Origin of the sequence: Tritonibacter sp. SIMBA_163, from assembly GCF_046535935.1 — a bacterium.
Lineage (GTDB): Bacteria > Pseudomonadota > Alphaproteobacteria > Rhodobacterales > Rhodobacteraceae > Epibacterium > Epibacterium scottomollicae.
This window is the reverse complement of the sequence record NZ_JAWJBP010000022.1, coordinates 1-26,620: the sequence shown is the minus strand read 5'-3', so window position 1 is coordinate 26,620 and position 26,620 is coordinate 1. Positions and strand designations below refer to the sequence as shown.

Below are 26,620 nucleotides of genomic sequence, written 5' to 3'. Positions count from 1 at the left end.
TTGTGTGGCATCAAGGATGGCATGCAAAGGGGCGGGAGCGCTCCCGCCTGTGCCCACCGTCCTGACGGACGTCCACCCCAGTTGGGCCGGGCGCCGTGCCTGTCGGCACGGCGCGGTCGCACCAGGTTTCAGACCTTCTGAAACACCGCAATCAGCGCGGTGTCGTTGCGATGTGCGCCCTCCGCGCCCTCGCCATAAATGCGCACCTCAGGCAGCGACAGGTTGGTGATCCACTGCCCACGCAGCAATCGATCAAAGGCGATGGCAAACCCGCCCTCCTCGTAATGCGCGGCATTCACCGAGAGGGCAAACCAGGCGCCACTCCGCGCCACCCGCAGGATCGCGGGCAACACCTCCGGGCCAAGATGGCCGTGGGTGAAGGTGCCGGAGGAGACCACCCCGGCATAACTCTGTCGTGGCACGGGAATGCCCGCGTTCAGATCGGCCTCAATCACGTCGCGGTAGACATCCTTGCGCAGCGCCTGTGCCAACATATCGGGGCTGATGTCGGTGGCATCCACGGGCGTGACCCGCAGTCCAGACAGCGCCACACCACAAAGCCCGGTGCCCGCGCCAACGTCCAGCACAGGGCCGCATCCCCCTGCCTGCGCAAAGGCCCGCGCGGTCAAATCCGGCAGAATATAGCCCCGCGCGTTGGCAAAGCTATCGTCGTAGCTATTCGCCCAACGGGCATAGAGCTGACGCGCAGCCTTCGGCGTATCCAATGCATAGGCATCGCTGACGTCTGGCGTTTTCTCAGTCATGGCCAAATCAAAAGCGGTGTTTGGATTCGAAGCAAGACCTTATCGTCTTGCATCTGCCTGCAACCAAAAGCATGGTCCGGTCCATGACGAAAAAGACGCTTCTTTGCTTTGGGTTTGGATACACCGCTCGCGCGCTGGCTCAGGTGCTGGCCGGGCCCGAGTGGCGCATTCTCGGCACCACCCGGGATCGTGCGGAAATCACCCCGGTCGAGGGCGTGGAGCTGCTCACCTGGCCCGGCGAGGATGTACCGCTCGACGGAGTGACCCATATCCTGCTGTCGATCAGCCCCTCCGAGGAGGGTGACCCGGTGCTGAATGCGCTCGGCGCGCGCATCGCGGAGCTGCCGTCGCTGGAATGGGTCGGCTATCTGTCCACCACCGCGGTCTACGGCGACCATGATGGCGCCTGGGTTGATGAAGCAACTCCCATAACCCCTTCCAGCCAGCGCGGCGATTGGCGTGCCCGGGCCGAGGCCGACTGGCAGGCCCTGCCAGAGCTGCCGCTGCATATCTTCCGCCTTGCCGGGATCTACGGCCCCGGGCGCGGGCCCTTTGCCAAGCTGATGTCGGGCCGGGCGCGACGGATCGTGAAGCCGGGGCAGGTGTTCTCGCGCATCCATGTGGAGGACATCGCGCAGGTGCTCGCGGCCTCCATCGCGCAACCCAATCCGGGCGCGGTCTACAATGTCTGCGATGACAATCCGGCGCCGCCGCAGGATGTGCTTGGCTACGCGGCAGAGCTGCTGGGCCTGCCGGTGCCCGCCGAAGTGCCCTTTGACGAGGCCGGAATGAGCCCGATGGCGCGCAGCTTCTATGGCGAGAACAAGCGGGTGCGCAATGACCGGATCAAGGCAGAGCTGGGCGTGGACCTGCGCTATCCGGACTATCGCAGCGGCTTGAAGGCGGTGTTTGCAGCCGAGGACATGGAGCGTTTTGTCCCGCCAGCGGATCCGCCCGGAGTTTGAGCATCAAAACCCTACATCTCTATATGGTGCTATCGCGATATCGCTCATTGGGACGGCTCAAGGCCGCGATCAAAACGAACTTCCCCGGCGTACTCGACCAGCTATGGGAACACTACGTTCGCGACAGCATTGTCGAAAGCGTATTTGGTCCGCCCCTGTTTCGAAAGCGGGCCATGCTACTGTACTTCTCAGTCCTGCGCCCCAATTATCTTCCGGTCTATCTACTTGGAAAAGAAGATGTTTCATCGCTTGTCATTGAGCTTCACAGCAGCAGTCTCGCAGAGTTCTACAGGGCGAACTATGCATCATGGACTGAGGATAGATAGCGCGCATCCCTACGTGCCGCACACACCCATTCTTGCAGCCGCACTCACCACGACGTCAGGCGACTAAGCCCGCTTCTCGCCGATCTGCGCCACGCCCAGCACATCCAGCACCTTGGCCTCGATATGCTCTGCATTCATTGCCGCACTCGCGTACATGTCCGCGGGGCTGGACTGGTCGATGAAGGTGTCCGGCAGCACCATGGAGCGGTACTTCAGCCCGTCGTCAAACACGCCCTCGTCGGACAAGAGCTGCGCCACGTGAGAGCCAAAACCGCCCACAGCGCCTTCTTCGATGGTGATCAGCGCCTCGTGATCCGCGGCCAGCCCCAGGATCAGGTCGCGATCCAGCGGCTTGGCAAAGCGCGCATCGGCAATGGTGGGCGTGATGCCCTTGGCCGCGAGCGCTTCGGCGGCCTTTTTGACCTCGCCCAGACGGGTGCCGAAGGACAGTAGTGCGACGCGCGCGCCAGACTGGATCATCCGGCCCTTGCCGATCTCCAGCACCTGCGGCTGTTCCGGCATCTCGACGCCTTCGCCCTCGCCTCGCGGATAGCGGAAGGCGATGGGACCATCGTCATGCGCGGCGGCAGTGGCAATCATATGCTTCAGCTCGGCCTCGTCGGCGGCGGCCATCACCACCATGCCGGGCAGGTTGGACATGAAACCAATGTCGAAAGATCCCGCATGGGTGGCGCCGTCCGCCCCCACCAGACCGGCGCGGTCGATGGCAAAACGCACCGGCAAGCGCTGGATCGCCACATCATGCACCACCTGATCGTAACCACGCTGCAGGAAGGTGGAGTAGAGCGCGCAGAATGGCTTCATTCCACCTGCGGCCAGAGCGGCGGCAAAGGTGACGCCATGCTGTTCGGCGATCCCGACGTCAAAACAGCGCGACGGGTAGCGCTCCGCCATCAGATTGAGGCCGGTGCCATCGGGCATCGCGGCGGTGACGGCGCAGATCTTGCTGTCCTGCGCGGCCAGCTCCACCAGCGTGTTGCCAAAGACCGACGTGTAGGAGGGCGCGTTGGAGGGCGCCTTCTTCTGCTCGCCGGTCACCATGTCAAATTTTGCGGTGGCATGCCCCTTGTCGCGGGCGATCTCGGCGGGGCGATAGCCCTTGCCCTTCTTGGTGACCGCGTGGATCAGGATCGGCCCCGCCGCGCGCGCCTTCACGGTGCGCAGCACCGGCAGAAGCTGGTCCATGTCGTGGCCATCAATCGGCCCGATGTAGGAAAAGCCCAGCGATTCAAACAGGGTGCCGCCCATGGCCATACCCTTCAGCATGTCCTTGGCGCGTTTCGCCCCTTCGCGGAACGGTTCCGGCAAGAAGGAGACCGCGCCCTTGGCCGCGGCTTTCAGGTCATGAAACGGCGCCTCGGTATAAAGTCGGCTGAGGTAGGACGACAGCGCCCCCACCGGCGGTGCGATCGACATCTCGTTGTCGTTCAGGATCACGATCAACCGCTTGCCCAGATGGCCGGCGTTGTTCATCGCCTCGAATGCCATGCCGGCGCTCATCGCGCCATCGCCGATCACCGCGATCGCATCTCCAAGGCCCTCTTCAGTGACACCGCCAAGGTCGCGCGCCACGGAAAACCCTAGCGCGGCGGAAATCGAGGTGGAGCTATGCGCCGCGCCAAACGGATCATAGGCACTCTCGGAGCGTTTGGTGAACCCGCTCAGACCATCTTTCATCCGCAGGGTGCGGATACGATCCCGCCGCCCGGTCAGGATCTTGTGCGGATAACACTGGTGCGAGACGTCCCAGATCACCTTGTCCTTGGGGGTGTCGAACACCGCGTGCAGCGCCACGGTCAGCTCCACCACCCCAAGCCCTGCGCCCAGATGGCCGCCGGTGACGGAGACCGCAGAGATGGTTTCCTGCCGCAGCTCATGGGCAACCTGCTCCAACTGCGCGTCAGTCAGCCGTTTCAGATCCGCAGGTGATGCGATCTGGTCGAGGAGCGGGGTCTGTGGCCGGTCGGTCATATGGGTCGTGGCTCCTGTGGCGCGTCAGCTATCGCGCGAGATAACGAAGCGGGCGGCGTCCTTCAAGGTCTCGCCTGCCGCACCATAGGGTGTCAGCGCGGTGCTGGCGAGCTGTGCAAGTTCCTGTGCGCGGCTCTTTGCGCCCTCCAGTCCCAGCAGCGAGACAAAGGTCGCCTTGCCCGCGTCGGCGTCCTTGCGCACAGCCTTGCCGACCGTGGCCGCATCGCCCTCAATGTCCAAGATGTCGTCGGCGATCTGAAAAGCCAGCCCCAGGGCCTGCGCATAGTGTCGCAGCGGCTCGGGGTCCGCCCCGGCCAGACGGGCGCCAGCGCAGGCGGACCATTCAATCAGACAGCCGGTCTTGCGCGCCTGCAGAGTGGTGATCTGGTCGAGTGTCAGCGGTGTTGCCGCGCTTTCAGCAGCGATATCCAGCATCTGGCCCGAGACCATGCCGTCCTTGCCCGCCGCCTGCGCAAGAGTGCGGATCAGCGGAAGAGCATGAGGTCCAACCTCATCCCGCGCCAACAATTCAAATGAAAATGTTTGCAGGCTGTCGCCCGCCAGCACGGCGGTGGCCTCGTCCCATTTGCGGTGCAGCGTGGGCTGGCCCCGGCGCAGGTCGTCATCATCCATGCTGGGCAGATCGTCATGCACCAGTGAATAGGCATGGATGCATTCGATCGCCAGCGCCGCCTCTAGTGCCGCGGCCTCCGGCACATCATGCAGGCGCGCGCTTTCCAGCACCAGAAACCCGCGCAGCATCTTGCCGCCGCGCAGCGCATAAGCCATCGCCTCATGCAGCAAGTCCGCTTGCGGCAGACGCATGTCCATATGGGTGGAGATCTTCGCCTGCGCTTGCGAGAGCGCGGCGGCAAACCCTGCCGTCATGCGCGCTTATCCCGCGTCGAGCGGCTGGGTGCCGGTGGGCTGGCCATTTGCGTCGAGGGTGATCGCGGCGACCTTCTCCTCGGCGCGCTTCAACTCGTCCTCGCAACGTTTCTTCAGTGCCGCCCCCCGCTCATAAAGCGCGATGGAGGCATCCAGCGCCACATCGCCGCGCTCCAGCTGATCGACGACGCGTTCCAGCTCCTGCATCGCCTGTTCAAAGCTCATTTCGGTGACGGGGGTCTCGGTAGTCATGTCGCGGCCTTTATCAGTTCTTCCACATGCGCCTTGGAGGCGTCGGTCAGCGCGTTCAGATCATATCCGCCCTCCAAAGTCGAGACGATACGACCCTGGCACAGCTCTTGCGCAAGGCTGCAAAGCTGCGCCGTCAACCAGCGGAAATCCTCGGTTTCCCACTGCAATTGCGCCAGCGGGTCGTCGGTGTGGGCGTCAAAACCAGCCGACAGAATGATCAGCTCCGGCTTGAAGGCGCGCAAGCGGGGAAACACCTGCTCGGTGTAGAGGTCCCGCATATCCGTGCCGGTGCTTTCCGGCGGCAGGGGCAGGTTCATCACATTGCCATGCGCGCCGTCTTCCTCCGGGTGGCCGGTACCGGGCCAGAGCGGCAATTGTTGCGAGGTGATGACCAACGCGCGTTTCTCGTCCCACAGCAGATCCTGGGTGCCATTGCCGTGGTGGACATCGAAATCAACCACTGCGACGCGGCTCAGCCCGTGGTGGTCCAGCGCATGTTTCGCCGCCAGGGCTGCATTGCCAAACAAGCAGAAGCCCATCGGCGTGTCGGTTTCCGCATGATGCCCCGGCGGGCGGGTAGCGCAGAAGGCATTACCGACCTCACCGCCCAGCACCAGGTCCACCGCACGCACCACGGCGCCCGCGGCACGAAAGGCGGCATCCAGCGACCCCGGCGACATCCACGTATCCGCATCAAGCTGCTTGCGCCCTTCGGCGGGCAGCTCCCGGCGCAGCTCGGCCAGATAGGATGCGGGATGCACGCGCAGGATGTCATCCTCCGCCGCCATGGGTGCGGTCACACGCTGCAGGTCGAGCCCCGCCAGCGCATGCAGCACATGTTCCAGCCGCGCCACCTGCTCCGGGTGGCCTTCGGGCGTTTCGTGAGACAGGCAATCCGCGTGGGTCAGCAATGCAGTGGTCATAGGCGTCCTCAAATGATTTGCAGCACGATCCCCGTTTGACCGGCGCAATTCAAGGGGGCCACCGTCAGTTCAGCGTCAGTCCGTATGAGGCCTGTTTTCCACCGCCCCGCACAGAAGCCCGCACAGAAAACAGTGGCCTGCGCGCATGAGCAGGCCGGGCGCTGCGGTGCCCCAACAGCGGGGAGGACTGCCTCGATGTCGCGGACCCTCAGTCCGGGGCCAACATGTAGCCCGCGCCGCGCACGGTTTGCAGGTACTGCGGCTGTTTTGGATTGGGCTCGATCTTGCGGCGCAGGCGGGTAATCTGCACGTCAACCGCGCGCTCCTGTGCCTGACCACGGTCGCGGCCCAGATCCTCCACCAGCTTGGCCCTACTGACAGGCTCTCCCGGCTGGGCGGAAAAGATCTTCATCAGCTGTATCTCGGTCGAGGTCAGGCGGATCAGATCCTCGCCCTGCCACATTTCACCCCGGTCGATGTCATAGCGAATGGCTCCCAGTTGCAGGAATTTCGGCGTCACCTCTTCCGGCTGGTTCTCCGGCATCCGCCGCAGGATCGCATTGATCCGCAACAACAGCTCCTTGGGCTCGAACGGCTTTGGCAGGTAGTCATCCGCTCCGGCCTCCAGCCCCTTGATGCGGTCGTCTGTCTCGCCCCGCGCGGTCAGCAACAGGATCGGCGTCACCATGGTTTCGCGCAGCGATGCGGTCAGCGACAGGCCATCCTCCCCCGGCATCATCACGTCAAGCACGATGAGGTCGAAATCCAGCCCCGACAGAACCCGTCGCGCATGGGCGGCATCGCGTGCGGCGGTGACCAGGAACCCGGCCCGCATCAGGAACTTCTTCAACAGGTCGCGGATGCGTTCGTCATCGTCGACGATCAGCAGATGCGCATCAGGGGTGCTCATTGCGGTTTCTCGCGCATTTCAACATAGGCCCGGCGCATATCGGCATCCATCATGGCTTCCAGTACTTTCTTGAATCCCTGCACCGCCTCTGGCCCGGCCTGCTTGTAGGCGGAACGCATGCGGATGCGCTGGGCATCGGACAGACGCTGCTCCAGCTCCTGCCCCTGCTCGGTGAGGTAGAGATTGCGCTCGCGCTTGTCGAGCGTGCCGACCCGACTGTCCACCAGCCCATCCTCGACCAGGGCCCGCAGCACGCGGTTCAACGATTGCTTGGTCACACCGAGAATGCTCAACAGGTTGTTGACCGTGGTACCAGGAGAGCGGCTGATGAAGTGCAACGCTCGATGGTGTGCCCGTCCATAGGCCAGCTCAGCAAGAATACGATCAGGGTCGGCCGTAAAGCCCCGATAGGCAAAGAACATCGCCTCAATCCCTTGGCGCAGCTGCTCATCGGTCAGAAACAGCAGGCTCTCGCCACCAAATCCCGACCCGGACCGCCCGTCAGACATCTTTGCCTCTCCTTCATTTTGCAGGCCAGTTTATGTCAGCATTGTTGACATTCCAAGACCCGAGATGTATCGAGTTGCCGGTTTGGCGCAATTATGTGAACGCGTTCACGGTAACTTGCGCAAGAAGTGAAAATGCTACGGCGCTGAAAAGGAATGTGGAATGGCTGGATATGATGACCGCGATGGTCTGATCTGGATGGATGGCGAACTGGTGAACTGGCGCGACGCCAAGGTCCATGTGCTGACCCATGCAATGCATTATGCCTCTTCCGTGTTCGAGGGGGAGCGCGCCTACAATGGCAAGATCTTCAAAAGCCGCGAACATTCCGCACGCCTGATCGCCTCGGCCGAGGCGCTGGACATGCCGATGCCCTATTCGGTGGATGACATCGAAAAGGCCAAGGAAGAGACGCTGAAAGCTTCCGGCCTGACGGACGCCTATGTGCGCGCCGTTGTCTGGCGTGGCTCAGGCGAAGACATGGGCGTGGCGTCCGCAAAGAACCCCGTACGCATGGCGGTCGCGGTTTGGGGCTGGGGCGCCTACTATGGTGACGCCAAGATGCAGGGCGCAAAGCTCGACATCGCCGAATTCAAACGCCCTTCGCCGGAGACCATTCCCGTGCATGCCAAGGCGGCGGGTCTCTACATGATCTGCACCATCTCCAAGCACAAGGCGGAGGCCAAAGGCTGTTCCGACGCTCTGTTCATGGATTATCGTGGCTATGTGGCCGAGGCGACCGGCGCCAATATCTTCTTCGTCAAGGATGGCGAAGTGCACACGCCGAAACCCGATTGCTTCCTCAATGGCATCACCCGCCAGACCGTGATCCAGATGCTGAAGGAGCGCGGGATCACCGTGCATGAACGCCACATCATGCCAGAGGAAATGGACGGGTTCGAACAGTGCTGGCTCACCGGGACTGCTGCCGAGGTGACTCCTGTGGGCGAAATTGGTCCCTATACCTTCGAGGTGGGCGCAATGACCCGGGAAATTTCCGAAGCCTACGAGGCGCTGGTCCGCAGCTGATCCGCCGTCTGTAGTAAAGCGGCAAAAGCGCGGAGCTCACGCCCCGCGCTTTTTCTGTTTGAGCACCTGCGGTGCCGCCGGGCGCGTGCTGCACCTTCATCTTTTCACAAATATCTCGGAGCGCGAGGCAGAGCCTCGCCCCCCTTAAATTGATCCTGTGCGCCGCAGGCGCTCCGCGGGATCAGGCGATTTCGGTGGTGACGTCGACGTTGCCGCGCACCGAGTTGGAATAGGGGCAGATCTTGTGACCGGCCTCGGTGAGGCGCTCCGCCGCGTCCTTGTCCATCCCCGGCAGGGTCACCTTCAGATGTACGGTCAGGCCAAAGCCGCCCGCCTCGCGTGGGCCGATGCCAACAGCGGTCTCCACCGCAACGTCATCGGGTACCTTCGCCAGACTATCATCCTGCGTGGTCGCAAATTTCATCGCGCCGATGTAGCAGGCGGAATAGCCGGCCGCAAAGAGCTGCTCGGGGTTGTAGCCCTTCCCGTCGCCGCCCATTTCGGTCGGCGGGGCGAGATCGAGAACAAGGTCGGTTCCGGCCACTTTGGCCTGGCCATCACGGCCTCCGGTGGCGGATCCATGGGCGGTGTAGACGGGGGATACGGACATTTCCAACTCCTTTTATCGTGGACGATTATATCGCGTACGATCAATATGGATATTGTCGACGCGAATTCAACCGCTTGCGATCAGATCGCGCGAGATCTAAATTCTCCCCATGGATCGACCTCTGCAAATCGACGAGCTTCTGTGCTTCTCCGTCTATTCGGTGAACCATGCGATCTCGCGCCTCTATCGCCCGCTGCTGGCCCCGCTAGGGCTGACCTATCCGCAATACCTAGTGCTGGTGGCGCTCTGGGACAGGGACAAGCGACGGGTGAATGATCTGGGGACCGAGCTGCAGTTGGACACAAACACCCTGACCCCGCTCCTGAAGCGGATGGAGGCGGCCGAACTGCTGACCCGCAAAAGGAACCCCGAGGATGAGCGCAGCCTGATCGTCGCGCTCACAGACAAAGGTCGCAAACTGCAGGACAAGGCAGGTGAGGTGACCTCCTGCGTGCTGGAGGCGATGGGCGGCGATATCGAGGAACTGTCCGCCCTGCGTGACAGGCTGAATGCCCTGAGGCACAAGCTGGAACAGCAATAAACCTGCTCAGCCCCCCTTGGGGTCGGTCAGCGGCTTAGCCTTGCCGCGATCCAGCCCGAGACGGCTTTCGCGCCAGATCACAATGCCATTGGCGGTAACAACCAGCGCTGCCCCGGCCAGCACGACCAGTGAGGGCCACTCGGCAAACCAAACGTAGCCGATCACCAATGCAAACAGCATCGAGACATAGTCGTAAGGTGCCAACAGCGATGCCGGCGCAAAGCGGTAGGACGAAGTGATCAGGATCTGCGCGATCGCCCCGATGAAGCCGGTGCTGATCAGCAGCAACAGTAGCGGCGTATCTGGAACCACCCAGCCAAACGGCAAAGTCAGCAATGATAGAAACGATGCGGTAATCGAAAAGTAGAATACGATCGCCGCTGTTTCCTCACTCTGCACCATTTTGCGAATATGGATCTGCACGAACCCGCGCAAGGCCGCAGCAGCCAGCACCAGGATCGCGCCAACAAATGCCGTGTCCTGTATCACCTCGGAACTGCCCAGGCGCGGCGACAACATGATGACAACGCCAACCAACCCTATGGCCACCGCGCTGATACGGATGACGCGAATACGCTCTCCCAAGAAAAGGGCCGCCAGAATGAGCGTGAAAATCGGCGTCACATAGCCAAGGGCCGTCACTTCGGGGAGCGGCAGCAGCGACAAGGCCGCAAAATTTAACCCCATCGCTGACGTACCAACAACGCCGCGCCAGAAATGCAGCATCGGGCTTTTTGTGCGTAGGCCCTTGGGCAGATCCCCCCGCAGCGCCAGCCAGACCAGAATCACGGGCAGGACAAAGAACGACCGAAAGAACACCGCCTGCCCCGTTGGCACCGTTTGGGTGATTTCCTTGATCAGGCCGGACATGATCGTGAAGAGGCCGATGGCCGTCACTTTAAGAATGATCGCCAGCAAAGGTCGATGCGATGTTAAGCTTTTTGCCATGCGCGGACCCTGCGCGCTTGGCCTGTGATTGGCAAGCACGCAGGGCTGGATTGGTACATTATAGTGTGCGCCTGGCAAACCTTAGTGCGCGTGGGTATGCCCATCCTCCGCGGCCTGCCCCTGATCGTGGGTATGCCCGCCGGACGGTGTCTTACAACCACGCCATTCAGCCAGCGCCTGACGCAGGATCTGCACCGCAGAGGAGAGGAACAAACCCGCCATAATGCCCGCAACCATCAGGTCCGGCCAACCGGTTGCGGTCCCCCAAACGCCCAGCGCGGCAATCATAACCGCCACGTTGCCCACGGCGTCATTGCGTGAACACAGCCAGACCGAGCGCACATTCGCATCGCCATCTTTGTAGGCAGCCAGGAGCGCCACCGACAACAGGTTGGCGGCCAGTGCCATGAAGCCGATGTAGCCCATCACCTGTGCTTCGGGCACACCAACCACAAAGACCTTCCAGACAGTCGACCCCAAAACCCAACTGCCCATCAACAGAAGGCTCACACCTTTGCCGATCGCAGCCATAGATCGCGTGCGCAGGCTGGCACCGATCACTGCCAGAGAAATCCCGTAGGTCAGCGCATCCCCAAGAAAGTCCAGCGCGTCGGCCTTCAGCGCCTGACTGTTGGCAGCCTGACCCGCTGCCATTTCGACGAAGAACATCGCCGCATTGATCGCGATCACCGCCCAGAGGCGGCGTTTGTATTCCCTCGACACACCGTCAAACTGGGCGTCATGATTGCAGCATCCTGCCATGGGTCAGGTCCTTTATGCTTGTCCTTGAACTCGATTCGGGATCAACCTAGGTGCTCTAGTCACTAGAGGTTCAAGAGGGAATTGAGATGTTTTCCATCGGCGCATTGTCAAAGGCCACCGGCGTGAAAGTCCCCACCATCCGCTATTACGAGGAAATCGGCCTGATCGACCCCGCCACGCGCAACGCGGGCAACCAGCGTCGCTACGATCAGGCCGGGCTGGAGCGGTTGGGGTTCATCAAACACGCCCGCGATCTTGGCTTTGGCCTTGAGGAGATCAAAGAGCTGATGGGCCTCAATGGCGAACTGGGACAGGATTGCCACGCCGCCGATCAGATCGCCAAGGCGCAGCTGGAGAAAGTCCGGTCCCGCATCCTGCGCTTGCGACAGCTGGAGACGGAACTGGAGCGGATCACCCACCTCTGCGAAGGCGGCACCGGCGGCACGTGTCAGGTGCTGACCGCGCTGGGCGATCACAGCCAGTGCCTTGGCGAGCACGGCTGAAGCGCGACCTCAGGTCAGCAGCCACAGCAACCCGTTCAGGGTGAAAAACGCCAGCACCGTCGCCGCCAGGGAGGCCAGACTGGCCGCGCCCTCATGCCCGCGGGCCTGGGCAAAGATGGTGTAGGTCGCAAAGATCGGCATCGCGGCGGAGAGGATCAGCGCGGCGCGGATCTGCGGCGAGATGTCCAGCAGCCCCGTCAGGACAAAGACACCAGCCACCAGCGCCACGATCATGGGATGCAGCACCAGCTTGCCCAACGTGGTCTGCAGCGCGAGGCTCTTGTTGCCACGCAGGGGAAGCCCGGCCAGAGAGCCGCCGATCACGATCAGCGACACCGCCCCGGCAGAAGCCGCCAGCATGTCGGTAAAGCGGAACACCGGCGCCGGGATCGACAGCGGTAGCACTGAAACCACCAGCCCGGCCATCAGCGCCATCATCGTCGGCATTTTCACCACGTTCCAGACGATCTTCCGCAGGCGCGGGCCAAGAGGCTGCGCCGTATCGCTGGCAGCGGCCTCCATCAGCATCAGGCAGATCGGGATCAGGATCAGCGTTTCGATCACCAAGTTGAGCGTCAGCACCACGCCGGCGATGTCAGGAAACGCCAGCAGCATCACCGGATAGCCGACAAAGCCGTTGTTGGGGCAGGTTGACCCCATCACGCCCACGGCGCGGCGCATCGGGTCAAAACCCCGCGCGCTCAGCAGCGCATAGGCCACGGCAATATTGATCACCCCGCCAAGCAGATAGGGCAGCACATAGGCCGCCTGGAAGACCTCGACCGGGTCCCGCTGCGCCAGGGTGGTAAAAATCAGCCCGGGCAGCGCCAGGTTGAAGACAAAGGCGCCGAGGCTCTTGATGTCGGACTGACTGAAAATGCCCTTCCAGACAAAGAGATACCCAAGCCCCAGGGCCGCGTAGATCGGAAAGGTGATCCCGAGGATGGCGGCCATCGGCGGAGTTTACCCGATGTGGCCCTGATTCTCGCCGATCTGACCGCGATGCAGCAGCAGGTGGTCGAGAATGACGCAGGCCATCATCGCCTCGGCGACAGGCACCGCGCGGATGCCAACGCAAGGATCATGGCGGCCCTTGGTGATCACCTCGGCGGCAGAGCCATCCTTGCGGATCGATTGGCGCGGCGTCAGGATCGAGGAGGTCGGCTTGACCGCAAAGCGCACCACAACGTCCTGACCGGTGGAAATGCCGCCAAGGATGCCGCCAGCGTGGTTGGAGGAATAGACCGGCTGGCCATCGTTGCCCATGAAGATCTCATCGGCATTCTGGGAGCCTTTCAGCTGAGCCGCCTGCATGCCCTCGCCGATTTCCACGCCCTTCACGGCGTTGATCGACATCATCGCGGCCGCCAGATCGGTGTCGAGCTTGCCATAGACCGGCGCGCCAATGCCTGCGGGGACGCCGCGCGCCACCACTTCGACCACAGCGCCAACCGAATCGTGATCCTTGCGCAGGGCCTGTAGATAGTCTTCCCAGTCCTGCACGGCGTCGGCGTCGGGAATCCAGAAATCATTCTGCGGGATCGCATCCCAGTCAAAGCGGCTGCGGTCGATCTCCATCTCGCCCATGCGGGTCATGTAACCGGTGATCTCCAGCCCCGGCACCAGCGCCTTGATCGCCGCGCGTGCCACGCCGCCAGCGGCCACCCGCGCGGCGGTTTCGCGGGCGGATGAACGTCCGCCGCCGCGATAATCGCGGTTGCCGTATTTCTGGAAATAGGTGATGTCCGCGTGGCCGGGGCGGAAGGTCTGGGCGATGTCGCCATAGTCCTTCGAACGCTGATCCGTGTTCTCGATCATCAGCTGGATCGGAGTGCCGGTGGAATGACCCTCGAACACACCGGACAGGATCTTCACCGCATCCGGCTCGTTGCGCTGGGTGGTGTTCTTGTTCTGGCCGGGACGGCGCCGGTCCAACCACTGCTGCAGCATATCCGCATCCAGCGGCACATTCGGCGGGCAGCCATCCACAGTTGCACCGAGGGCAGGCCCGTGGCTTTCGCCCCAGGTGGTGACACGGAAGAGGTGGCCGAAAGAGTTCATGGACATGCGCGCGGGTCTCCTTATGTCCTGCCCCTTTAACGGCAAAGGCGGCGCGGGAAAAGAGAGTGGCGCATTAACCCCGCAGAAAGGACAGAATGTCTCCCCCAATGTTTCGCGCGCGAAACATTAGGTCAGGAGGGGTGTCTTAAATCCTCCAAGGCAAAAGCCCTCCCCCTCCGCCCCATCCAGGCCCTGCATGCGCGACCTTGCCAAGCTTTGATGTCAGCCCTAGTGTCCTCCTCACCTCGGGGTGCGCAGATCAATGCGCTGAGATGTCGATTGACGAACCCGCTGAACCTGAACCGGATTATACCGGCGGAGGGAAGGTTTCGGATCTTCCGGCACGCGATGCCCGGATCCCCCTCGCCTCACGCCGCACTGGAGACTGACATGAAAACCCTCGTTCTTGCGAGCAGTGTTGCGGGCGCGATCGCCCTGTCCACAGCAGCCACGGCCGAGACCCCGGAATTGGTGGTCTATACCTATGACAGCTTTGTCTCTGAATGGGGGCCCGGCCCCGCGGTAGAAACCGCCTTTGAGGCGACCTGCGGTTGCGATCTGAAATTTGTCGGTGCGGGCGATGGCGCCGCGCTGCTGGCACGGATCAAGCTGGAAGGGGCGCGCTCTGACGCCGATGTTGTGCTGGGGCTCGACACCAACCTGACGGCGGCGGCAAAGGACACCGGTCTGTTTGCGCCGATTTCAGTGACAGCGGAATATGCTCTGCCAGTGGAGTGGCAGGACGAGATGTTCGCCCCCTATGACTGGGGCTATTTCGCCTTTGTGCATAATGCCGATGCCGACGCACCCACGAACTTCAAGGCGCTGGCCGAGAGTGATGCAAAGATCGTGATCCAGGATCCGCGCTCTTCCACCCCCGGCCTTGGCCTGCTGATGTGGGTGAAGGCCGCCTATGGCGACGAAGCCCCCGCGATCTGGGAGGGTCTGAGCGACAATATCGTCACCGTGACCAAAGGCTGGTCCGAGGCCTATGGCCTGTTCCTCGAAGGTGAGGCGGACATGGTCCTGTCCTACACCACCTCGCCCGCCTATCACCTGATTGCCGAGGAAGATGACACCAAGGCGGCGGCGGTGTTTGACGAAGGCCACTACATGCAGGTGGAGGTCGCGGGCAAGCTGGCGTCCAGCGATCAGCCAGAGCTGGCGGATCAGTTCCTGCAATTCATGGTCTCTGACGCGTTTCAGTCGATCATCCCGACCACCAACTGGATGTATCCGGCGGTGATCCCGTCCGAAGGGCTGCCACAGGGGTTCGAAACCCTCGTCAGCCCGGAGAAATCCCTGTTGTTGCCGGAAGAGGATGCAGCCTCCGTCCGCGATGAAGCATTGGCCGAATGGCTCTCCGCGCTCAGCCAGTAACCCTGCGCCCGGTTGCGACCTGGCCCGGAACATGCGCCGCCCTTGGGGTGGCGCTTCTGGTTCTGGGCACATTGACTGCCGTGGCCCTGCGCGCCGAAGGGCCTGCGGGCCTTGGCCCGGCGGATTGGTCCGCGCTGCGCTTCACGCTGCTGCAGGCAAGCCTGTCGGCTCTGTTCAGCATCGGGCTTGCGGTACCCGTAGCGCGGGCGATGGCGCGGCGGCGGTTCTTCGGACGGCGGGTGCTGATCACCCTTCTGGGCGCGCCGTTCATCCTGCCGGTGATTGTTGCCATCCTCGGATTGCTCGCCGTGTTTGGCCGCTCCGGCTGGGTCAGTGACCTGCTGGCGCTGTTTGGCTTTGCCCCCGTGCAGATCTACGGCTTGCATGGTGTGGTGATCGCGCATGTGTTCTTCAACCTTCCGCTGGCAACACGGCTGATCCTGCAAGGCTGGCAGGAAATCCCCGCCGAGCGGTTTCGCCTTGCGGCCCAGTTGAACGCCGGACCCCGTGCAATGTGGCGTCTTCTGGAGGCCCCGATGTTGCGACAGGTCCTGCCGGGCGCCACTGCGGTGGTTTTTGCCATCTGCCTGTCGAGCTTTGCGGTCGCCCTGACACTCGGCGGCGGACCCAAATCGACCACGCTAGAATTGGCGATCTATCAGGCCTTTCACTTTGATTTCGACCTTGGCCGAGCGGCCATGCTGTCCGGTGTGCAGCTGGGTCTGACAGTCATCGCGGCCCTGCTGGCGCTGCGTGTGCCCCCCGGTGACGGATTTGGCGGCGGTCTTGATCGGGCGGTGTCCAGATGGGACGGACGCGGCATCGGCTCACGCCTGCTCGACAGTCTCTGGATCAGCCTGGCCGCACTGTTTCTGATCCTGCCACTTCTGGCGGTGCTCGTTGCCGGAGTTCCAGGCCTCATGTCGCTGCCAAGCTCGGTCTGGAGCGCCGCCTGGGTCTCATTGCAAGTGGCTGCGCTGAGCACGACACTGCTGTTGCTCATTGCTCTTCCGCTGTCGGCCAGCATCGCATTGGGGCGCAAGGCATTGGGAGAGGTGGCCGGCATACTGGGGCTCGCGGCTTCGCCATTGGTGATCGGAACCGGACTGTTTGTACTGGTCTACCCAATTGCCGACCCGTTTGCGCTGGCCTTGCCGGTCACGGCGGTGGTGAACATGATGATGGCGTTGCCCTTCGCCCTGCGCATTCTGGTCCCGCGCGTGCGACAGGTGATGCAGCAGAACAGTCGGCTGGCGCTGGCGCTCGACATGCGTGGCACAGCGTTCTGGTGGCAGGTTCTGCTCCCGCGGTGTCGGGCCCAAATCGGGTTTGCCGCAGGCCTGACTGCGGCGCTCTCACTAGGCGATCTCGGCGTCATCGCACTTTTTGCCGATCCGGAGGTGGCCACATTGCCGCTTCAGGTCTATCGGCTGATGGGAGCCTATCGAATGGAGGCGGCACAGGGCGCAGCGCTCTTGTTGTTCATTCTGTCGATGGCAGCGTTCTGGCTGCTGGATCGCGGAGGACGCTTTCATGCTGAAGCTTGACACCATGCAGGTACAAAAGGGCGATTTTCACCTGTCCGGCAGCCTTCAGATTGCCGCTGGCACCCGGGTTGCTGTGATCGGCCCATCGGGCGCTGGCAAGTCGACGCTGCTGGAAGCCATCGCCGGGTTCCAGCCTTTGCAGAGCGGACGCATCCTGTGGAATGGAGACGATCTGGCAGGCAAACCACCCGGCGCGCGTCCCGTGGCTATGCTGTTTCAGGACGGCAACCTGTTTCCGCATCTGACGGTGCGACAGAACGTGCGACTGGGTATCGACGCCAACAGACGTCTGTCTGCGCAAGAGGACGCACAGGTATCGCAGGCGCTGAAACGCGTTGGTCTCGGTGATATGGCAGACCGCAAACCTGCCGCTCTGTCCGGTGGACAACAGAGCAGAGCCGCGCTTGCACGGGTCCTGGTTCAGGGGTGCGCGTTGCTTTTGCTGGATGAACCTTTTGCCGCCCTCGGACCGGCTTTGAAGGCGGAGATGCTGGACCTTGTCGCCGACATTGCGACCGAATGCGGAGCCACACTCCTGATGGTCAGCCATGACCCACAGGATGCCCGCCGGATCGCCGAGCAGGTCATACTGGTGGCCGAGGCAGTGGTTTCCCCCCCTGCCCCAACGGCGATGCTGCTGGACAATCCACCTCCGGCGTTGCGGGCATATCTCGGATCAGACGCCGGCGACTGACACAGGTTTGACTATTTCAGAGATAGACTATTTTCATAATCTCCAGTCACCCGCTAGAGTTGCGCCAACCAGGGAGACCCAGCGACATGAAACTCTTTTACTCCGCGTCATCGCCATTCGTGCGCAAGGTGGTGCTCGTATTGCATGAAACCGGACAGGTCGAGGACGTCGAGCTGCTGCACGTCAGCACCTCTGTGACCGGACCTGACGCGGCCCTCGCGGCCAGCAATCCGCTGGCAAAGATCCCGGCACTGACACGCGACGGCGGGCCGACGCTCTATGACAGCCGGGTGATCTGCGAATTCCTCGATGACCGGGCCGGCGGAGCGCTCTACCGGGGCGGCTGGGACATGAAGGTGCTGGAGGCCACGGCAGATGGCATCATGGATGCCGGTGTTTCCATGGCATATGAAAAGCGCCTTCGCCCGGCCGACAAGCAATGGGATGCCTGGCTGGAAGGTCAGCGCAAGAAGATTATCGGAGCCTGCGCCGCGGTCGAGGCGCGCTGGATGCCGAGTTTGACCGGGCCAGTGAATATCGGCCAGTTGGCTATGGCGGCGGCACTGGCCTATGTGGATTTCAGGCACCCCGACGCAGGCTGGCGCGATGGCCACCCGCAGTTGGCGGATTGGCTGATGAATTTCGAATCGCGGCCGTCGATGAAAGCGACCCGGCCAGACACGGCCTAAGTCCCGCTTTCACCTCGTCTTAAGGGAGGAGAAGGCACATAAGTCCGGAAGAGGCGCAGCAATGCAACGGTTCTGTGAAAGAATACCACATTCAGGACAACCTGCGCTGCTTTGACCGCTAGACGAACCGGGTTTGCATCGCTAGACACGCGGCTGAGTCACCGCGTCCAGTTGCGGTGTAAGCGCATGTTTGCCCTAAACGGGCGCTGAAATTGGAGAAAACCTCGTGTCCCACGCAGAAGACCACGAAGGAACCCGGAGAGATTTCCTCTACTACGCCACTGCCGGCGCAGGGGCGGTTACCGCGGGTGCCGCCGTTTGGCCATTGGTCAATCAGATGAACCCCTCGGCTGACGTTCAGGCCCTGTCCTCCATCATTGTGGATGTCTCCGGCGTTGACGTTGGCACGCAGATCTCCGTGATGTTCCTCGGCAAACCGGTATTTATCCGTCGCCGTACCCAGGAAGAAATTGACGAAGCGCGCGCTGTCGAGATGCAAGAGCTGATCGACTCGTCCTCGGAAAACCCGAACAAACCGGGCACCGACGCCGCTGACGAAAACCGTACCCTCGACGAAAATGGCGAATGGCTGGTGATGATGGGTGTCTGCACCCACCTCGGCTGTGTGCCGCTCGGTGATGGCGCGGGTGAGTTCAACGGCTGGTTCTGCCCCTGTCACGGGTCGCACTACGACACTGCAGGCCGTATCCGTAAAGGTCCGGCGCCTCAGAACCTGCATATCCCGGTGGCTGAGTTCACCGACGAAACCACCATCAAGCTGGGATAAGGAGACGCGCGAATGGCTGGTATTCCACACGACCATTACGAGCCGAAGACGGGCGGAGAAAAGTGGCTTAACAGCCGCCTGCCCATCGTTGGCCTGATTTACGACACCATCATGATTCCCACCCCCAAGAACCTGAACTGGTGGTGGATCTGGGGCATCGTCCTCGCCTTCTGCCTGGTGCTGCAGATCGTCACCGGCATCGTGCTGGTGATGCACTACACGCCACATGTGGATCTCGCCTTTGCCTCCGTTGAGCACATCATGCGCAACGTGAATGGTGGCTACATGATCCGCTACATGCACGCGAACGGCGCCTCGCTGTTCTTTGTTGCCGTCTATATCCACATCTTCCGCGGCCTTTTCTACGGTTCCTACAAGGCACCGCGCGAGATCACGTGGATCATCGGCATGCTGATTTACCTCGCAATGATGGGCACCGCCTTCATGGGCTATGTTCTGCCCTGGGGTCAGATGTCCTTCTGGGGTGCGACCGTGATTACCGGCCTGTTTGGTGCGATCCCGTTCATCGGTGAGCCGATCCAGACCTGGCTTCTGGGCGGACCCGCAGTGGATAACGCCACGCTGAACCGCTTCTTCTCGCTGCACTATCTGCTGCCTTTCGTGATTGCGGGTCTTGTGATCCTGCATATCTGGGCCTTCCACACCACGGGCAACAACAACCCGACCGGTGTTGAGGTGCGTCGCGGCTCCAAGGAAGAAGCCAAGAAAGATACGCTGCCGTTCTGGCCCTACTTTGTGATCAAGGATTTCCTCGGTCTCGCCGTGGTGCTGCTGGTGTTCTGGGCGATTGTCGGCTTCATGCCGAACTACCTCGGCCACCCGGACAACTACATCGAAGCCAACCCGCTGCAGACCCCTGCGCACATTGTGCCCGAATGGTACTTCCTGCCCTTCTACGCGATCCTGCGGGCCTTCACCTCTGAGGTCTGGGTTGTGCAGATCGCGTCCTTCGTGACCGGCGGTATCATCGATGCGAAGTTCTTCGGTGTTCTGGCGATGTTTGGTGCGATTGCCGTCATGGCGCTGGCGCCGTGGCTGGACACCTCTCGCGTGCGCTCGGGCAGATACCGTCCGCAGTTCAAGTGGTGGTTCCTGTTGCTGGTCATCGACTTCTTTGCGCTGATGTGGCTGGGGGCGATGCCCGCGGAAGAACCCTATGCGTCCTTCTCGCTGATCGCATCCGCCTATTGGTTTGGCTACTTCCTGGTGATCCTGCCGCTGCTTGGTGTGATCGAAAAGCCCGAAGCCATTCCTGCCACAATCGAAGAAGATTTCGACGCCCACTACGGCAAGAAATCCGAAGCTACTCCTGCTGAGTAAGAAGAAGGACAGCTACCCATGTTCAAGAAACTTGTAACCGGTGCTGCCTTTGCCCTGGCACTCGTCCCGGCCGCGTCCTTCGCGGCTGGTGGCGAGGGGCATATCGAAGACTTCGCCTTCTCCTTCGAAGGCCCCTTCGGCACCTATGACCAGAACCAGCTGCAGCGCGGCCTTCAGGTCTTTACCGAGGTCTGCTCCGCATGCCACGGCCTGAAGCAGGTTCCAATCCGCACCCTGGCTGACAAAAGCGGCCCCGGCCTGCCGGAAGACCAGGTGCGCGCCTATGCTGCGGACAACTTCGAAGTGTTCGACGAAGCACTGGATGATTTTCGTCCGGCAACCCCGGTCGATCACTTTCCGGCCAACACCGCGCTTGGTGCACCGGACCTCAGCCTGATGGCAAAGTCCCGCGCCGGCTTTCACGGCCCCTATGGCTTGGGTCTGAACCAGCTGTTCAAGGGCATGGGCGGTGCGGAATACATCGCCTCGCTGCTCACCGGCTACACTGGTGAGACCAAAGTTGAGGCTGGGACCACATTCTATGAGAACACCGCATTCTCTGGCGGCTGGATCTCCATGGCCCCTCCGATGTCGGACGAACAGGTGGAATTCATAGACGGTCACGAGAACGATCTGCACAGCTTGTCCAAGGACGTCTCTGCTTTCCTGATGTGGACCGCAGAACCCAAGATGATGGCGCGCAAGCAAGCCGGCTTTGTCGGTGTGCTCTTCCTCACCGTCCTCTCGGTGCTGCTCTACCTGACCAACAAGCGCCTCTGGGCGCCGCACAAGGGCAAAAAGACCTCCTGATCTGTTGATCTACAAAAATGCAAAAGCCCCCGCATCATCTGGTGCGGGGGCTTTTTCTTTTGTGAAGACACCCATCAGCCGATCAATTTTCGCAGCATAAACACCACCGGTGAGTCTGGGTCGAGGGACACTCGATGTCAGGCAAAGAACCCAGAACGTGGCAGTGGGTCCTTGAGCGCCGCCAGGACGCGACGCGCGCTGTCTGAGACCGAAGCCGTGCCATCGAGCGTGATATCGTAGGCGAGGCCTGCATGCACGCTGTGGAAGTCCTGCGCGGCGCTGCCTATGAAACGATCCCCCCGCGCGGCTTCGCGTTGTTGCAGCGCGGGCAGCGGCGTGTGCAGGCCGACAAACAACACATCGTGCGAGGCAAGCAGTCCTTGCAGCTCTGCCTGCCAGCCCGGGGTATCGAGGATATGTTCCAGGATCAGGTCATTGCCCGCCGCGGCAAAGCCCGCCACAGCGGCGTGGAAGCCCGAGAAGAAGCCGGGTCGTGCGCCGCGCCAGTCTGGGTAGCTGGCGGGGTCCCAAGCACCGCTGTCGCGCAAATGGTCGATGGAAAGATGCAGGAACGGACGCACTGCCCGCCGACGCAGTTCTGCGGCGAGCGTGGATTTGCCACTGCTGGAAGGGCCGTGAAGGAAGACGACCAGAGCCATTGCGTCCTCCTTGCTCGGGTCAGGCGATAAGTTGCGTGCCGTTGCAGCCCGAAATCTGTGTCTGCACCAATGCGCCCTCAGTCTGCGGGGTGGCAAAGCTCACCTCGGTGAACTGCTCGGTGCGACCCATGTGGGCGTTCTCCATCAGCACGCTATGACGACGCCCGATCTGTGCCGCGAGATGCTTTTCCACCTGCGCGTCCCCAGCAGCGCGCAGCCGGGCCGCACGGTCCTTGATGACATTGCCATTGACCTGCGACGGGATCTTCGCCGCCGGTGTGCCTTCGCGCTTGGAATAGGGGAAGACGTGCAGCCAGGTGAGATCGCAGTCGGTGACCAGTTTCAGAGAGTTCTCGAAATGCGCCTCGGTCTCCGTCGGGAAGCCCGCAATGATATCGGCGCCAAATGTCATCTCGGGGCGCAGCTTGCGCGCGTCCTCGGCAAAGCGGATGGCGTCGTCGCGCAGATGGCGGCGTTTCATCCGTTTCAGGATCATGTCGTCACCATGTTGCAGGGAGAGATGCAGGTGCGGCATCAGGCGTGGCTCCGTGGCGATGGCCTGCATCAGGTTCTCGTCGACCTCGATCGAGTCGATGGAGGAAATGCGCAGGCGCGGCAGGTCCGGCACCAGCTTCAGGATGCGCATCACCAGATCACCGAGTTTCGGCGTCGCAGGCAGATCGGCACCCCAGCTTGTGAGGTCGACACCCGTCAGCACCACCTCGTTGTAGCCTTTGTCCACCAGCCGCTTGATCTGATCCACGACAACGCCCGCCGGCACCGACCGGGAATTGCCGCGGCCATAGGGAATGATGCAGAAGGTGCAGCGGTGATCGCAGCCATTCTGCACCTGCACATAGGCGCGGCTGCGGGTGCCGAACCCGTCGATCAGATGGCTGGCGGTCTCTGTCACCGACATGATGTCGTCGACCAGAACCTTTTCAGTGGCGCCGATGAAATCCGGCCCCTTGGCCATGCGTTGCCAGGTCTCGGGCTGCATCTTTTCAGTATTGCCAATCACCTGGGTGACCTCGCTCATGGCGGCAAAGGTCTCAGGCTCGGTCTGAGCAGCGCAGCCGGTGACAATGATCGGCGCATCCGGGTAGTCGCGGCGCAGCTTGCGGATCTCCTGGCGCGCCTTGCGCACCGCCTCGGCCGTGACGGCGCAGGTGTTCACCACCACGGCATTCTCCAGCCCGGCCTGACGGCTGAGCTCCTTCATGGCTTCGGTCTCATAGGCGTTGAGACGGCAACCAAGGGTGGTGAATTTGGGCGCGGCGGTCACGAGGCAAGGCTTTCGAGGAACTGGCGGGTAAACGCGCCATCAGCCACATGCATGGTCGGGCCGGTCATCCAGACGCCATCGGCGCGCCAATCGATCCAAAGCGTGCCGCCATCAAGGTCGATCCGTACCTTGCGGCCCGTGAGGCCCCGGCGCGCAGCCGCCACGGCGGTGGCACAGGAGGAGGAGCCAGAGGCCAGGGTCACGCCCACCCCGCGCTCCCAGACGCGCATGCGGATGTGATCAGGACCCGCCACATGGGCCACCTGCACATTGGTGCGTTGTGGGTAAAGCGGGTGGTATTCGTAACGCGGCCCGAAGTCCTCAAGCGGGATCAACTCCGCATTCTCGACAAAGAAGGTGCAATGAGGGTTGCCCATGCCAGTGGCCGTGGGCGCGCCTTCGATTGGCAGCTCCAGCGTGTCCATCGCCTCGGCCAGCGGGATCTCGTCCCACTCCAGTTGCGGCGGCCCCATATTGACCGAAGTCAGCCCCTCGCCCACATCCTGTGCCATCAGATCACCGCGATCGGTGGTCAGATGCAGCGCGTCCTTTTGACTCTCATCCATCAAGAAGCGCGCGATACATCGGGTGGCATTGCCGCAGGCCGCCGAGGTGGAGCCATCTGCGTTGTAGAAAGTGAGATGCGCATCGGACGCATTGCCCGCCTCCCCCGCGGAGATCACGGCAAGCTGGTCGAAGCCGAGGCCGAACTGGCGATGGGCGATTCCCTTGGCCAAGGCGGGTGTCACTTCGAATTTATTGGCGCGGGCGTCGACAACAACAAAGTCGTTTCCGAGCCCATGCATTTTCATGAACGGCAACATATGATCGGGTCCTGGGGAGGTCATGAACCGCATATAGACCCCATGGGAAAATGAATCCAGAGATAGCGCGGAAAACTTTGAAATTGGGGGTTGACCATCTGCTGGCTTGACCGTAGAAGCCCCCCCTATCGGAACGGTATGATCAACAAGGTCAGACAGTTTCAGCTCAAAATAAGTTCTTGATCTTCCGAGATTAATCAGCTTTAAGGGCGTTCCGCGGAGGCCGGATACTTGCCTCCCCAGAGAGTGGGCCGTTAGCTCAGTTGGTAGAGCAACTGACTTTTAATCAGTGGGTCGCAGGTTCGAATCCTGCACGGCTCACCACTCTTTTCAAATAGGGTAGCGAAATCGCAGCTTCTCATTTTTTGCTAGCAACCACCTAGCTATCGCCTTGCATGAAAAAATGTAGGGCCCTGTGGCACTCCGTGTTTTGAGCAGCGGATGAAATAGGCGGCGTTGTCATGGACGTGTCAGGTTCTGATGGGCGTGGAGACAGCGCACGGCGAGTCGCCTCCTCCTGATCATCAAACGACAGTACCAAGGTGCCGACGCCATATCGAAACGCCCTCATTCAGTCGAGGCGTGTTCGTTTGCGAATTGGCCACCAGTTGATTAAAGCCATAGGCTCATGACTGCAGCCAGCCCAAATGCGACATTTGTTCTGCGCGCCCATCCACTGGGCGTTGTTGCAGATTTGCGAAGAGGCCATCCGGCGCATCGCGCTTCTCTACAAAGTGGAAAAGGCCACGCGCGGGAAATCCCCTGCAGACCGCGGGCTCTACGTCAACGCAATGCCAAACCGGGCTTTGAAGGCGGAGGTAAAGCAGCGGCCCGAAGCTGCCACGTTCAATAAATTCGATCCACAAGCCTAGCTCACTTGGGTCCTTGCCCAAATCGCCGACCATAAAATCACACGCATCGACGAACTCCTTCCTTGGCGTTACGTTGCAGACGCCAATCACTAGTGATTTCGCGCAACCCGTCGGCAAAGTATCTCTCACCCTAGCGGCGCAGGCGCGTGATCCCATGGGGCGGAAGATCTTCCAGAATTCCAAGCGGCACTGCCAATGCCTGCAGCAATCCAGCCTGTCCAGGAGCCGGGATGCGCCTGCAGAGTTCCCGCCCGACTCAAGCTGACGCAGCCAGACGAACCGGCTGATCTTGCCATCCACCATCTCGGTCAGCGGCGACAAGGGCGTTGGCGCAAAGCCGCTCAATGACTGTGATACGGGGCAGCACCGCCTGAGCCCGGCAGCATTCCTCGGTAGAACGGCGCGCCAGGTCTTCATTGGAGCGGACCGTTTCAGCTTCGCGCTCAAGCCGCACCTTGAGACGGCGCGCGCCTTGGCCAGCAAACATTTTGAAGCAGTAAATCTGATGAAGGGCGTGCAAATGCTGTTGGCGGGTTTGGCGGCGCGGCGTAGGGCAAAATATCGTCGCCAGTCAGCCCCAGCTGAGCCGCGATGAAGCGCAGGACCTCCTCAGGGATAATCTCTTCCGACGAAAGAAGGCGGCCAGGAAATCGCACCGCACAGAACTGCAAAGCAAAACCGATCCGGTTTTTCGACCGTCTTCGAGCGTTGATATGCTCTAGGTCATCGTCGGTGAGCGTGTAGTGGCGCAGCATCGATGCGTCGTGGCTGGGCAAGTCGAAGAGCCCCGAACGCTGGCCCATAAATCGCCTCAAGATGTCCATTGCCGAAAATCGACATTCTCACTCCCGCTCAAAAGCTCTCAGAGCGGTCAGGCCCGACGGCTACCGAATGGCTGGACTTATACATTTTCGAAAGCATCGAAGAGGTCCAGAAGATTGCCACCGAGTCGCTTTGGTCCTACAATCATGAATGCCCAAACATGGGAAACGGCGGGATAGCACATGCACAGAAACTGAAGATGGCAGCATAAATTCCACGACCAAGCCCACGCAAAAATGGGAGTTTACCTGATGTGCCCCCATCGAGTGGTCCAATTTGAATGTTAATGCATCGTCGGTCTTTGGTCTATCGGGACGATGCTTTTGGGCGCTGGGGGCCGGTATCCTAAGGCGCTGTGGGGCCTCACCGTGTTGTAGTGGCGACGCCAGCGTTCGATGAGGATCTGTGCTTCACGCAGCGTGGTGAAGACCTCGCCGTTTAGTAACTCATCCCGGAAGCGGGCGTTGAAGCTCTCGCAGTAGCCGTTCTCCCAAGGTGATCCCGGGGCAATGAATGCGGTCTTCGCGCCCACGGCACCGATCCAGGCGCGCACCTTCTTGGCAATGAACTCGGCTCCATTGTCCGATCTGATGTATTCCGGCGGGCCGCGCAGGATAAACAGGTCGGTCAGGGCATCGACCACGTCAACTGAGTTGAGCTTGCGTTTGACTTTGATCACCAGCGCCTCCTTCGTGAACTCATCTATGATGTTCAGGGTGCGGAAGACCCGTCCGTCGTGCGTGCGATCCTGAACGAAGTCATAGGACCAAACGTGGTTCGGGCGTTCTGGCCGCAGCCTCACGCACGAACCGTCGTTCAGCCAGAGCCGGCCCTTCTTGGGCTGTTTCTGCGGGACTTTCAGCCCTTCCTGCCGCCAGATCCGTTCGACACGCTTGTGATTTACGTGCCTGCCGCTGTTGTTCAGCATT

Annotated in this window: 29 protein-coding genes, 1 tRNA gene, 2 pseudogenes and 1 riboswitch; of the genes and pseudogenes, 15 read left to right on the top strand and 17 right to left on the bottom strand. The window is 61.5% G+C overall.

Annotation, left to right across the window (positions count from 1 at the left end):
* Window positions 1-128: 128 nt before the first annotated feature.
* The gene (locus R0J92_RS19160; RefSeq protein WP_411052775.1) at window positions 129-764 is read right to left on the bottom strand and encodes a class I SAM-dependent DNA methyltransferase; all 636 of its coding nucleotides are present in this window, start codon (window positions 762-764) and stop codon (window positions 129-131) included.
* A gap of 83 nt (window positions 765-847) precedes the next feature.
* Here R0J92_RS19160 and R0J92_RS19155 point away from each other — a divergent pair, with 83 nt between their 5' ends.
* The gene (locus R0J92_RS19155; protein WP_411052774.1) at window positions 848-1,729 is read left to right on the top strand and encodes an SDR family oxidoreductase; all 882 of its coding nucleotides are present in this window, start codon (window positions 848-850) and stop codon (window positions 1,727-1,729) included.
* Between the two features lie 389 nt (window positions 1,730-2,118).
* Here R0J92_RS19155 and dxs read toward each other — a convergent pair whose 3' ends face one another.
* The 6 genes from dxs to R0J92_RS19125 form a co-directional block, all read right to left on the bottom strand.
* Complete coding sequence (gene dxs / locus R0J92_RS19150; protein WP_317384947.1) at window positions 2,119-4,047, bottom strand: 1-deoxy-D-xylulose-5-phosphate synthase; 1,929 nt, start codon at window positions 4,045-4,047, stop codon at window positions 2,119-2,121.
* 24 nt (window positions 4,048-4,071) lie between these two features.
* The gene (locus tag R0J92_RS19145; RefSeq protein WP_411052773.1) at window positions 4,072-4,935 is read right to left on the bottom strand and encodes a polyprenyl synthetase family protein; all 864 of its coding nucleotides are present in this window, start codon (window positions 4,933-4,935) and stop codon (window positions 4,072-4,074) included.
* Between the two features lie 6 nt (window positions 4,936-4,941).
* Complete coding sequence (locus R0J92_RS19140; RefSeq protein WP_106164426.1) at window positions 4,942-5,187, bottom strand: exodeoxyribonuclease VII small subunit; 246 nt, start codon at window positions 5,185-5,187, stop codon at window positions 4,942-4,944.
* On the bottom strand, window positions 5,184-6,110 hold the full coding sequence (locus R0J92_RS19135) for a histone deacetylase family protein (protein WP_411052772.1): 927 nt from the start codon (window positions 6,108-6,110) through the stop codon (window positions 5,184-5,186). Before R0J92_RS19135 ends, R0J92_RS19140 begins: the two co-directional genes overlap by 4 nt.
* 208 nt (window positions 6,111-6,318) lie before the next feature.
* Window positions 6,319-7,020 carry a response regulator gene (locus tag R0J92_RS19130; protein ID WP_317384944.1) on the bottom strand — a complete coding sequence of 234 codons (702 nt, stop codon included), beginning with the start codon at window positions 7,018-7,020 and terminating at the stop codon, window positions 6,319-6,321.
* Window positions 7,017-7,529 (bottom strand): MarR family winged helix-turn-helix transcriptional regulator, encoded by a 513-nt coding sequence (locus R0J92_RS19125; protein ID WP_106164429.1) that lies wholly within the window; start codon window positions 7,527-7,529, stop codon window positions 7,017-7,019. The genes R0J92_RS19130 and R0J92_RS19125 overlap by 4 nt, the downstream gene beginning before the upstream one ends.
* A 160-nt stretch (window positions 7,530-7,689) precedes the next feature.
* Here R0J92_RS19125 and R0J92_RS19120 point away from each other — a divergent pair, with 160 nt between their 5' ends.
* A complete protein-coding gene (locus tag R0J92_RS19120; RefSeq protein WP_411052771.1) occupies window positions 7,690-8,556 on the top strand; it encodes a branched-chain amino acid aminotransferase in 867 nt (288 codons plus the stop codon).
* A 181-nt stretch (window positions 8,557-8,737) separates the two neighbouring features.
* Here the strand turns inward: R0J92_RS19120 and R0J92_RS19115 are convergent, their stop codons facing one another.
* Window positions 8,738-9,166 carry an organic hydroperoxide resistance protein gene (locus R0J92_RS19115; protein ID WP_106164431.1) on the bottom strand — a complete coding sequence of 143 codons (429 nt, stop codon included), beginning with the start codon at window positions 9,164-9,166 and terminating at the stop codon, window positions 8,738-8,740.
* Between the two features lie 109 nt (window positions 9,167-9,275).
* Here R0J92_RS19115 and R0J92_RS19110 point away from each other — a divergent pair, with 109 nt between their 5' ends.
* On the top strand, window positions 9,276-9,707 hold the full coding sequence (locus R0J92_RS19110) for a MarR family winged helix-turn-helix transcriptional regulator (RefSeq protein ID WP_411052770.1): 432 nt from the start codon (window positions 9,276-9,278) through the stop codon (window positions 9,705-9,707).
* Window positions 9,708-9,713: 6 nt separating this feature from the next.
* Here the strand turns inward: R0J92_RS19110 and R0J92_RS19105 are convergent, their stop codons facing one another.
* Both R0J92_RS19105 and R0J92_RS19100 read right to left on the bottom strand, forming a co-directional pair.
* Entirely contained in the window at window positions 9,714-10,655 is a 942-nt protein-coding gene (locus R0J92_RS19105; protein WP_106164433.1) for a DMT family transporter, read from the bottom strand.
* An 81-nt stretch (window positions 10,656-10,736) separates the two neighbouring features.
* Window positions 10,737-11,417 (bottom strand): cation transporter, encoded by a 681-nt coding sequence (locus R0J92_RS19100; RefSeq protein WP_411052769.1) that lies wholly within the window; start codon window positions 11,415-11,417, stop codon window positions 10,737-10,739.
* Window positions 11,418-11,503: 86 nt separating this feature from the next.
* On the opposite strand from R0J92_RS19100, the gene R0J92_RS19095 reads away from it, so the two are divergent.
* Window positions 11,504-11,920 carry a helix-turn-helix domain-containing protein gene (locus tag R0J92_RS19095; protein WP_317384940.1) on the top strand — a complete coding sequence of 139 codons (417 nt, stop codon included), beginning with the start codon at window positions 11,504-11,506 and terminating at the stop codon, window positions 11,918-11,920.
* A gap of 9 nt (window positions 11,921-11,929) precedes the next feature.
* Here R0J92_RS19095 and R0J92_RS19090 read toward each other — a convergent pair whose 3' ends face one another.
* Window positions 11,930-12,874, bottom strand: a complete 945-nt coding sequence (locus R0J92_RS19090) for an AEC family transporter (RefSeq protein WP_411052768.1) — start codon at window positions 12,872-12,874, stop codon at window positions 11,930-11,932.
* Window positions 12,875-12,883: 9 nt separating this feature from the next.
* On the bottom strand, window positions 12,884-13,987 hold the full coding sequence (gene aroC, locus R0J92_RS19085; protein WP_411052767.1) for a chorismate synthase: 1,104 nt from the start codon (window positions 13,985-13,987) through the stop codon (window positions 12,884-12,886).
* 230 nt (window positions 13,988-14,217) lie between these two features.
* Window positions 14,218-14,322: riboswitch (TPP riboswitch) on the top strand.
* A 49-nt stretch (window positions 14,323-14,371) separates the two neighbouring features.
* Here aroC and thiB point away from each other — a divergent pair.
* From thiB to R0J92_RS19050, 7 genes are all read left to right on the top strand, one after another.
* Complete coding sequence (gene thiB, locus R0J92_RS19080; protein WP_411052766.1) at window positions 14,372-15,361, top strand: thiamine ABC transporter substrate binding subunit; 990 nt, start codon at window positions 14,372-14,374, stop codon at window positions 15,359-15,361.
* Window positions 15,337-16,908, top strand: a complete 1,572-nt coding sequence (locus R0J92_RS19075) for a thiamine/thiamine pyrophosphate ABC transporter permease ThiP (RefSeq protein ID WP_411052765.1) — start codon at window positions 15,337-15,339, stop codon at window positions 16,906-16,908. Before thiB ends, R0J92_RS19075 begins: the two co-directional genes overlap by 25 nt.
* Window positions 16,895-17,602 carry an ATP-binding cassette domain-containing protein gene (locus tag R0J92_RS19070; protein ID WP_411052764.1) on the top strand — a complete coding sequence of 236 codons (708 nt, stop codon included), beginning with the start codon at window positions 16,895-16,897 and terminating at the stop codon, window positions 17,600-17,602. Before R0J92_RS19075 ends, R0J92_RS19070 begins: the two co-directional genes overlap by 14 nt.
* Before the next feature lie 86 nt (window positions 17,603-17,688).
* Window positions 17,689-18,291, top strand: coding sequence for a glutathione S-transferase (locus R0J92_RS19065; RefSeq protein WP_106164440.1), 603 nt, complete (start codon window positions 17,689-17,691; stop codon window positions 18,289-18,291).
* Window positions 18,292-18,517: 226 nt separating this feature from the next.
* Entirely contained in the window at window positions 18,518-19,078 is a 561-nt protein-coding gene (petA, locus tag R0J92_RS19060; RefSeq protein WP_106164441.1) for a ubiquinol-cytochrome c reductase iron-sulfur subunit, read from the top strand.
* A 12-nt stretch (window positions 19,079-19,090) separates the two neighbouring features.
* The gene (gene petB / locus R0J92_RS19055) at window positions 19,091-20,419 is read left to right on the top strand and encodes a cytochrome b (RefSeq protein ID WP_106164442.1); all 1,329 of its coding nucleotides are present in this window, start codon (window positions 19,091-19,093) and stop codon (window positions 20,417-20,419) included.
* A gap of 18 nt (window positions 20,420-20,437) precedes the next feature.
* On the top strand, window positions 20,438-21,229 hold the full coding sequence (locus R0J92_RS19050) for a cytochrome c1 (protein ID WP_106164443.1): 792 nt from the start codon (window positions 20,438-20,440) through the stop codon (window positions 21,227-21,229).
* Between the two features lie 137 nt (window positions 21,230-21,366).
* Here the strand turns inward: R0J92_RS19050 and R0J92_RS19045 are convergent, their stop codons facing one another.
* Genes R0J92_RS19045 through dapF form a run of 3 tightly spaced genes read right to left on the bottom strand, consistent with a single transcriptional unit; the run spans window position 21,367 to window position 23,997 of the window.
* Window positions 21,367-21,888: a chloramphenicol phosphotransferase CPT family protein gene (locus R0J92_RS19045; RefSeq protein ID WP_411052763.1), complete on the bottom strand. Its 522-nt coding sequence runs from the start codon at window positions 21,886-21,888 to the stop codon at window positions 21,367-21,369.
* Window positions 21,889-21,907: 19 nt separating this feature from the next.
* Window positions 21,908-23,173: a tRNA (N(6)-L-threonylcarbamoyladenosine(37)-C(2))-methylthiotransferase MtaB gene (mtaB, locus tag R0J92_RS19040; protein ID WP_411052762.1), complete on the bottom strand. Its 1,266-nt coding sequence runs from the start codon at window positions 23,171-23,173 to the stop codon at window positions 21,908-21,910.
* A complete protein-coding gene (gene dapF / locus R0J92_RS19035; RefSeq protein ID WP_411052761.1) occupies window positions 23,170-23,997 on the bottom strand; it encodes a diaminopimelate epimerase in 828 nt (275 codons plus the stop codon). Before dapF ends, mtaB begins: the two co-directional genes overlap by 4 nt.
* 248 nt (window positions 23,998-24,245) lie before the next feature.
* Between dapF and R0J92_RS19030 the strand changes: the two genes are divergently transcribed.
* The 3 genes from R0J92_RS19030 (at window position 24,246) to R0J92_RS19020 (ending at window position 24,962) form a co-directional block, all read left to right on the top strand.
* Window positions 24,246-24,321 (top strand) — tRNA-Lys (locus tag R0J92_RS19030).
* Between the two features lie 323 nt (window positions 24,322-24,644).
* Window positions 24,645-24,869, top strand: coding sequence for a hypothetical protein (locus tag R0J92_RS19025; RefSeq protein WP_411052760.1), 225 nt, complete (start codon window positions 24,645-24,647; stop codon window positions 24,867-24,869).
* Between the two features lie 21 nt (window positions 24,870-24,890).
* Window positions 24,891-24,962 carry a hypothetical protein gene (locus R0J92_RS19020; protein WP_411052789.1) on the top strand — a complete coding sequence of 24 codons (72 nt, stop codon included), beginning with the start codon at window positions 24,891-24,893 and terminating at the stop codon, window positions 24,960-24,962.
* Window positions 24,963-25,002: 40 nt separating this feature from the next.
* Here the strand turns inward: R0J92_RS19020 and R0J92_RS19015 are convergent.
* Window positions 25,003-25,693: pseudogene (locus R0J92_RS19015) on the bottom strand (DUF4158 domain-containing protein); the annotation flags it as partial.
* A gap of 65 nt (window positions 25,694-25,758) precedes the next feature.
* Here R0J92_RS19015 and R0J92_RS19010 point away from each other — a divergent pair.
* Window positions 25,759-25,902: pseudogene (locus R0J92_RS19010) on the top strand (IS3 family transposase); the annotation flags it as partial.
* Between the two features lie 72 nt (window positions 25,903-25,974).
* On the opposite strand, the gene R0J92_RS19005 reads toward R0J92_RS19010, so the two are convergent.
* On the bottom strand, window positions 25,975-26,620 hold a 646-nt coding region (locus R0J92_RS19005; RefSeq protein WP_411052759.1), incomplete at its 5' end, for an IS3 family transposase.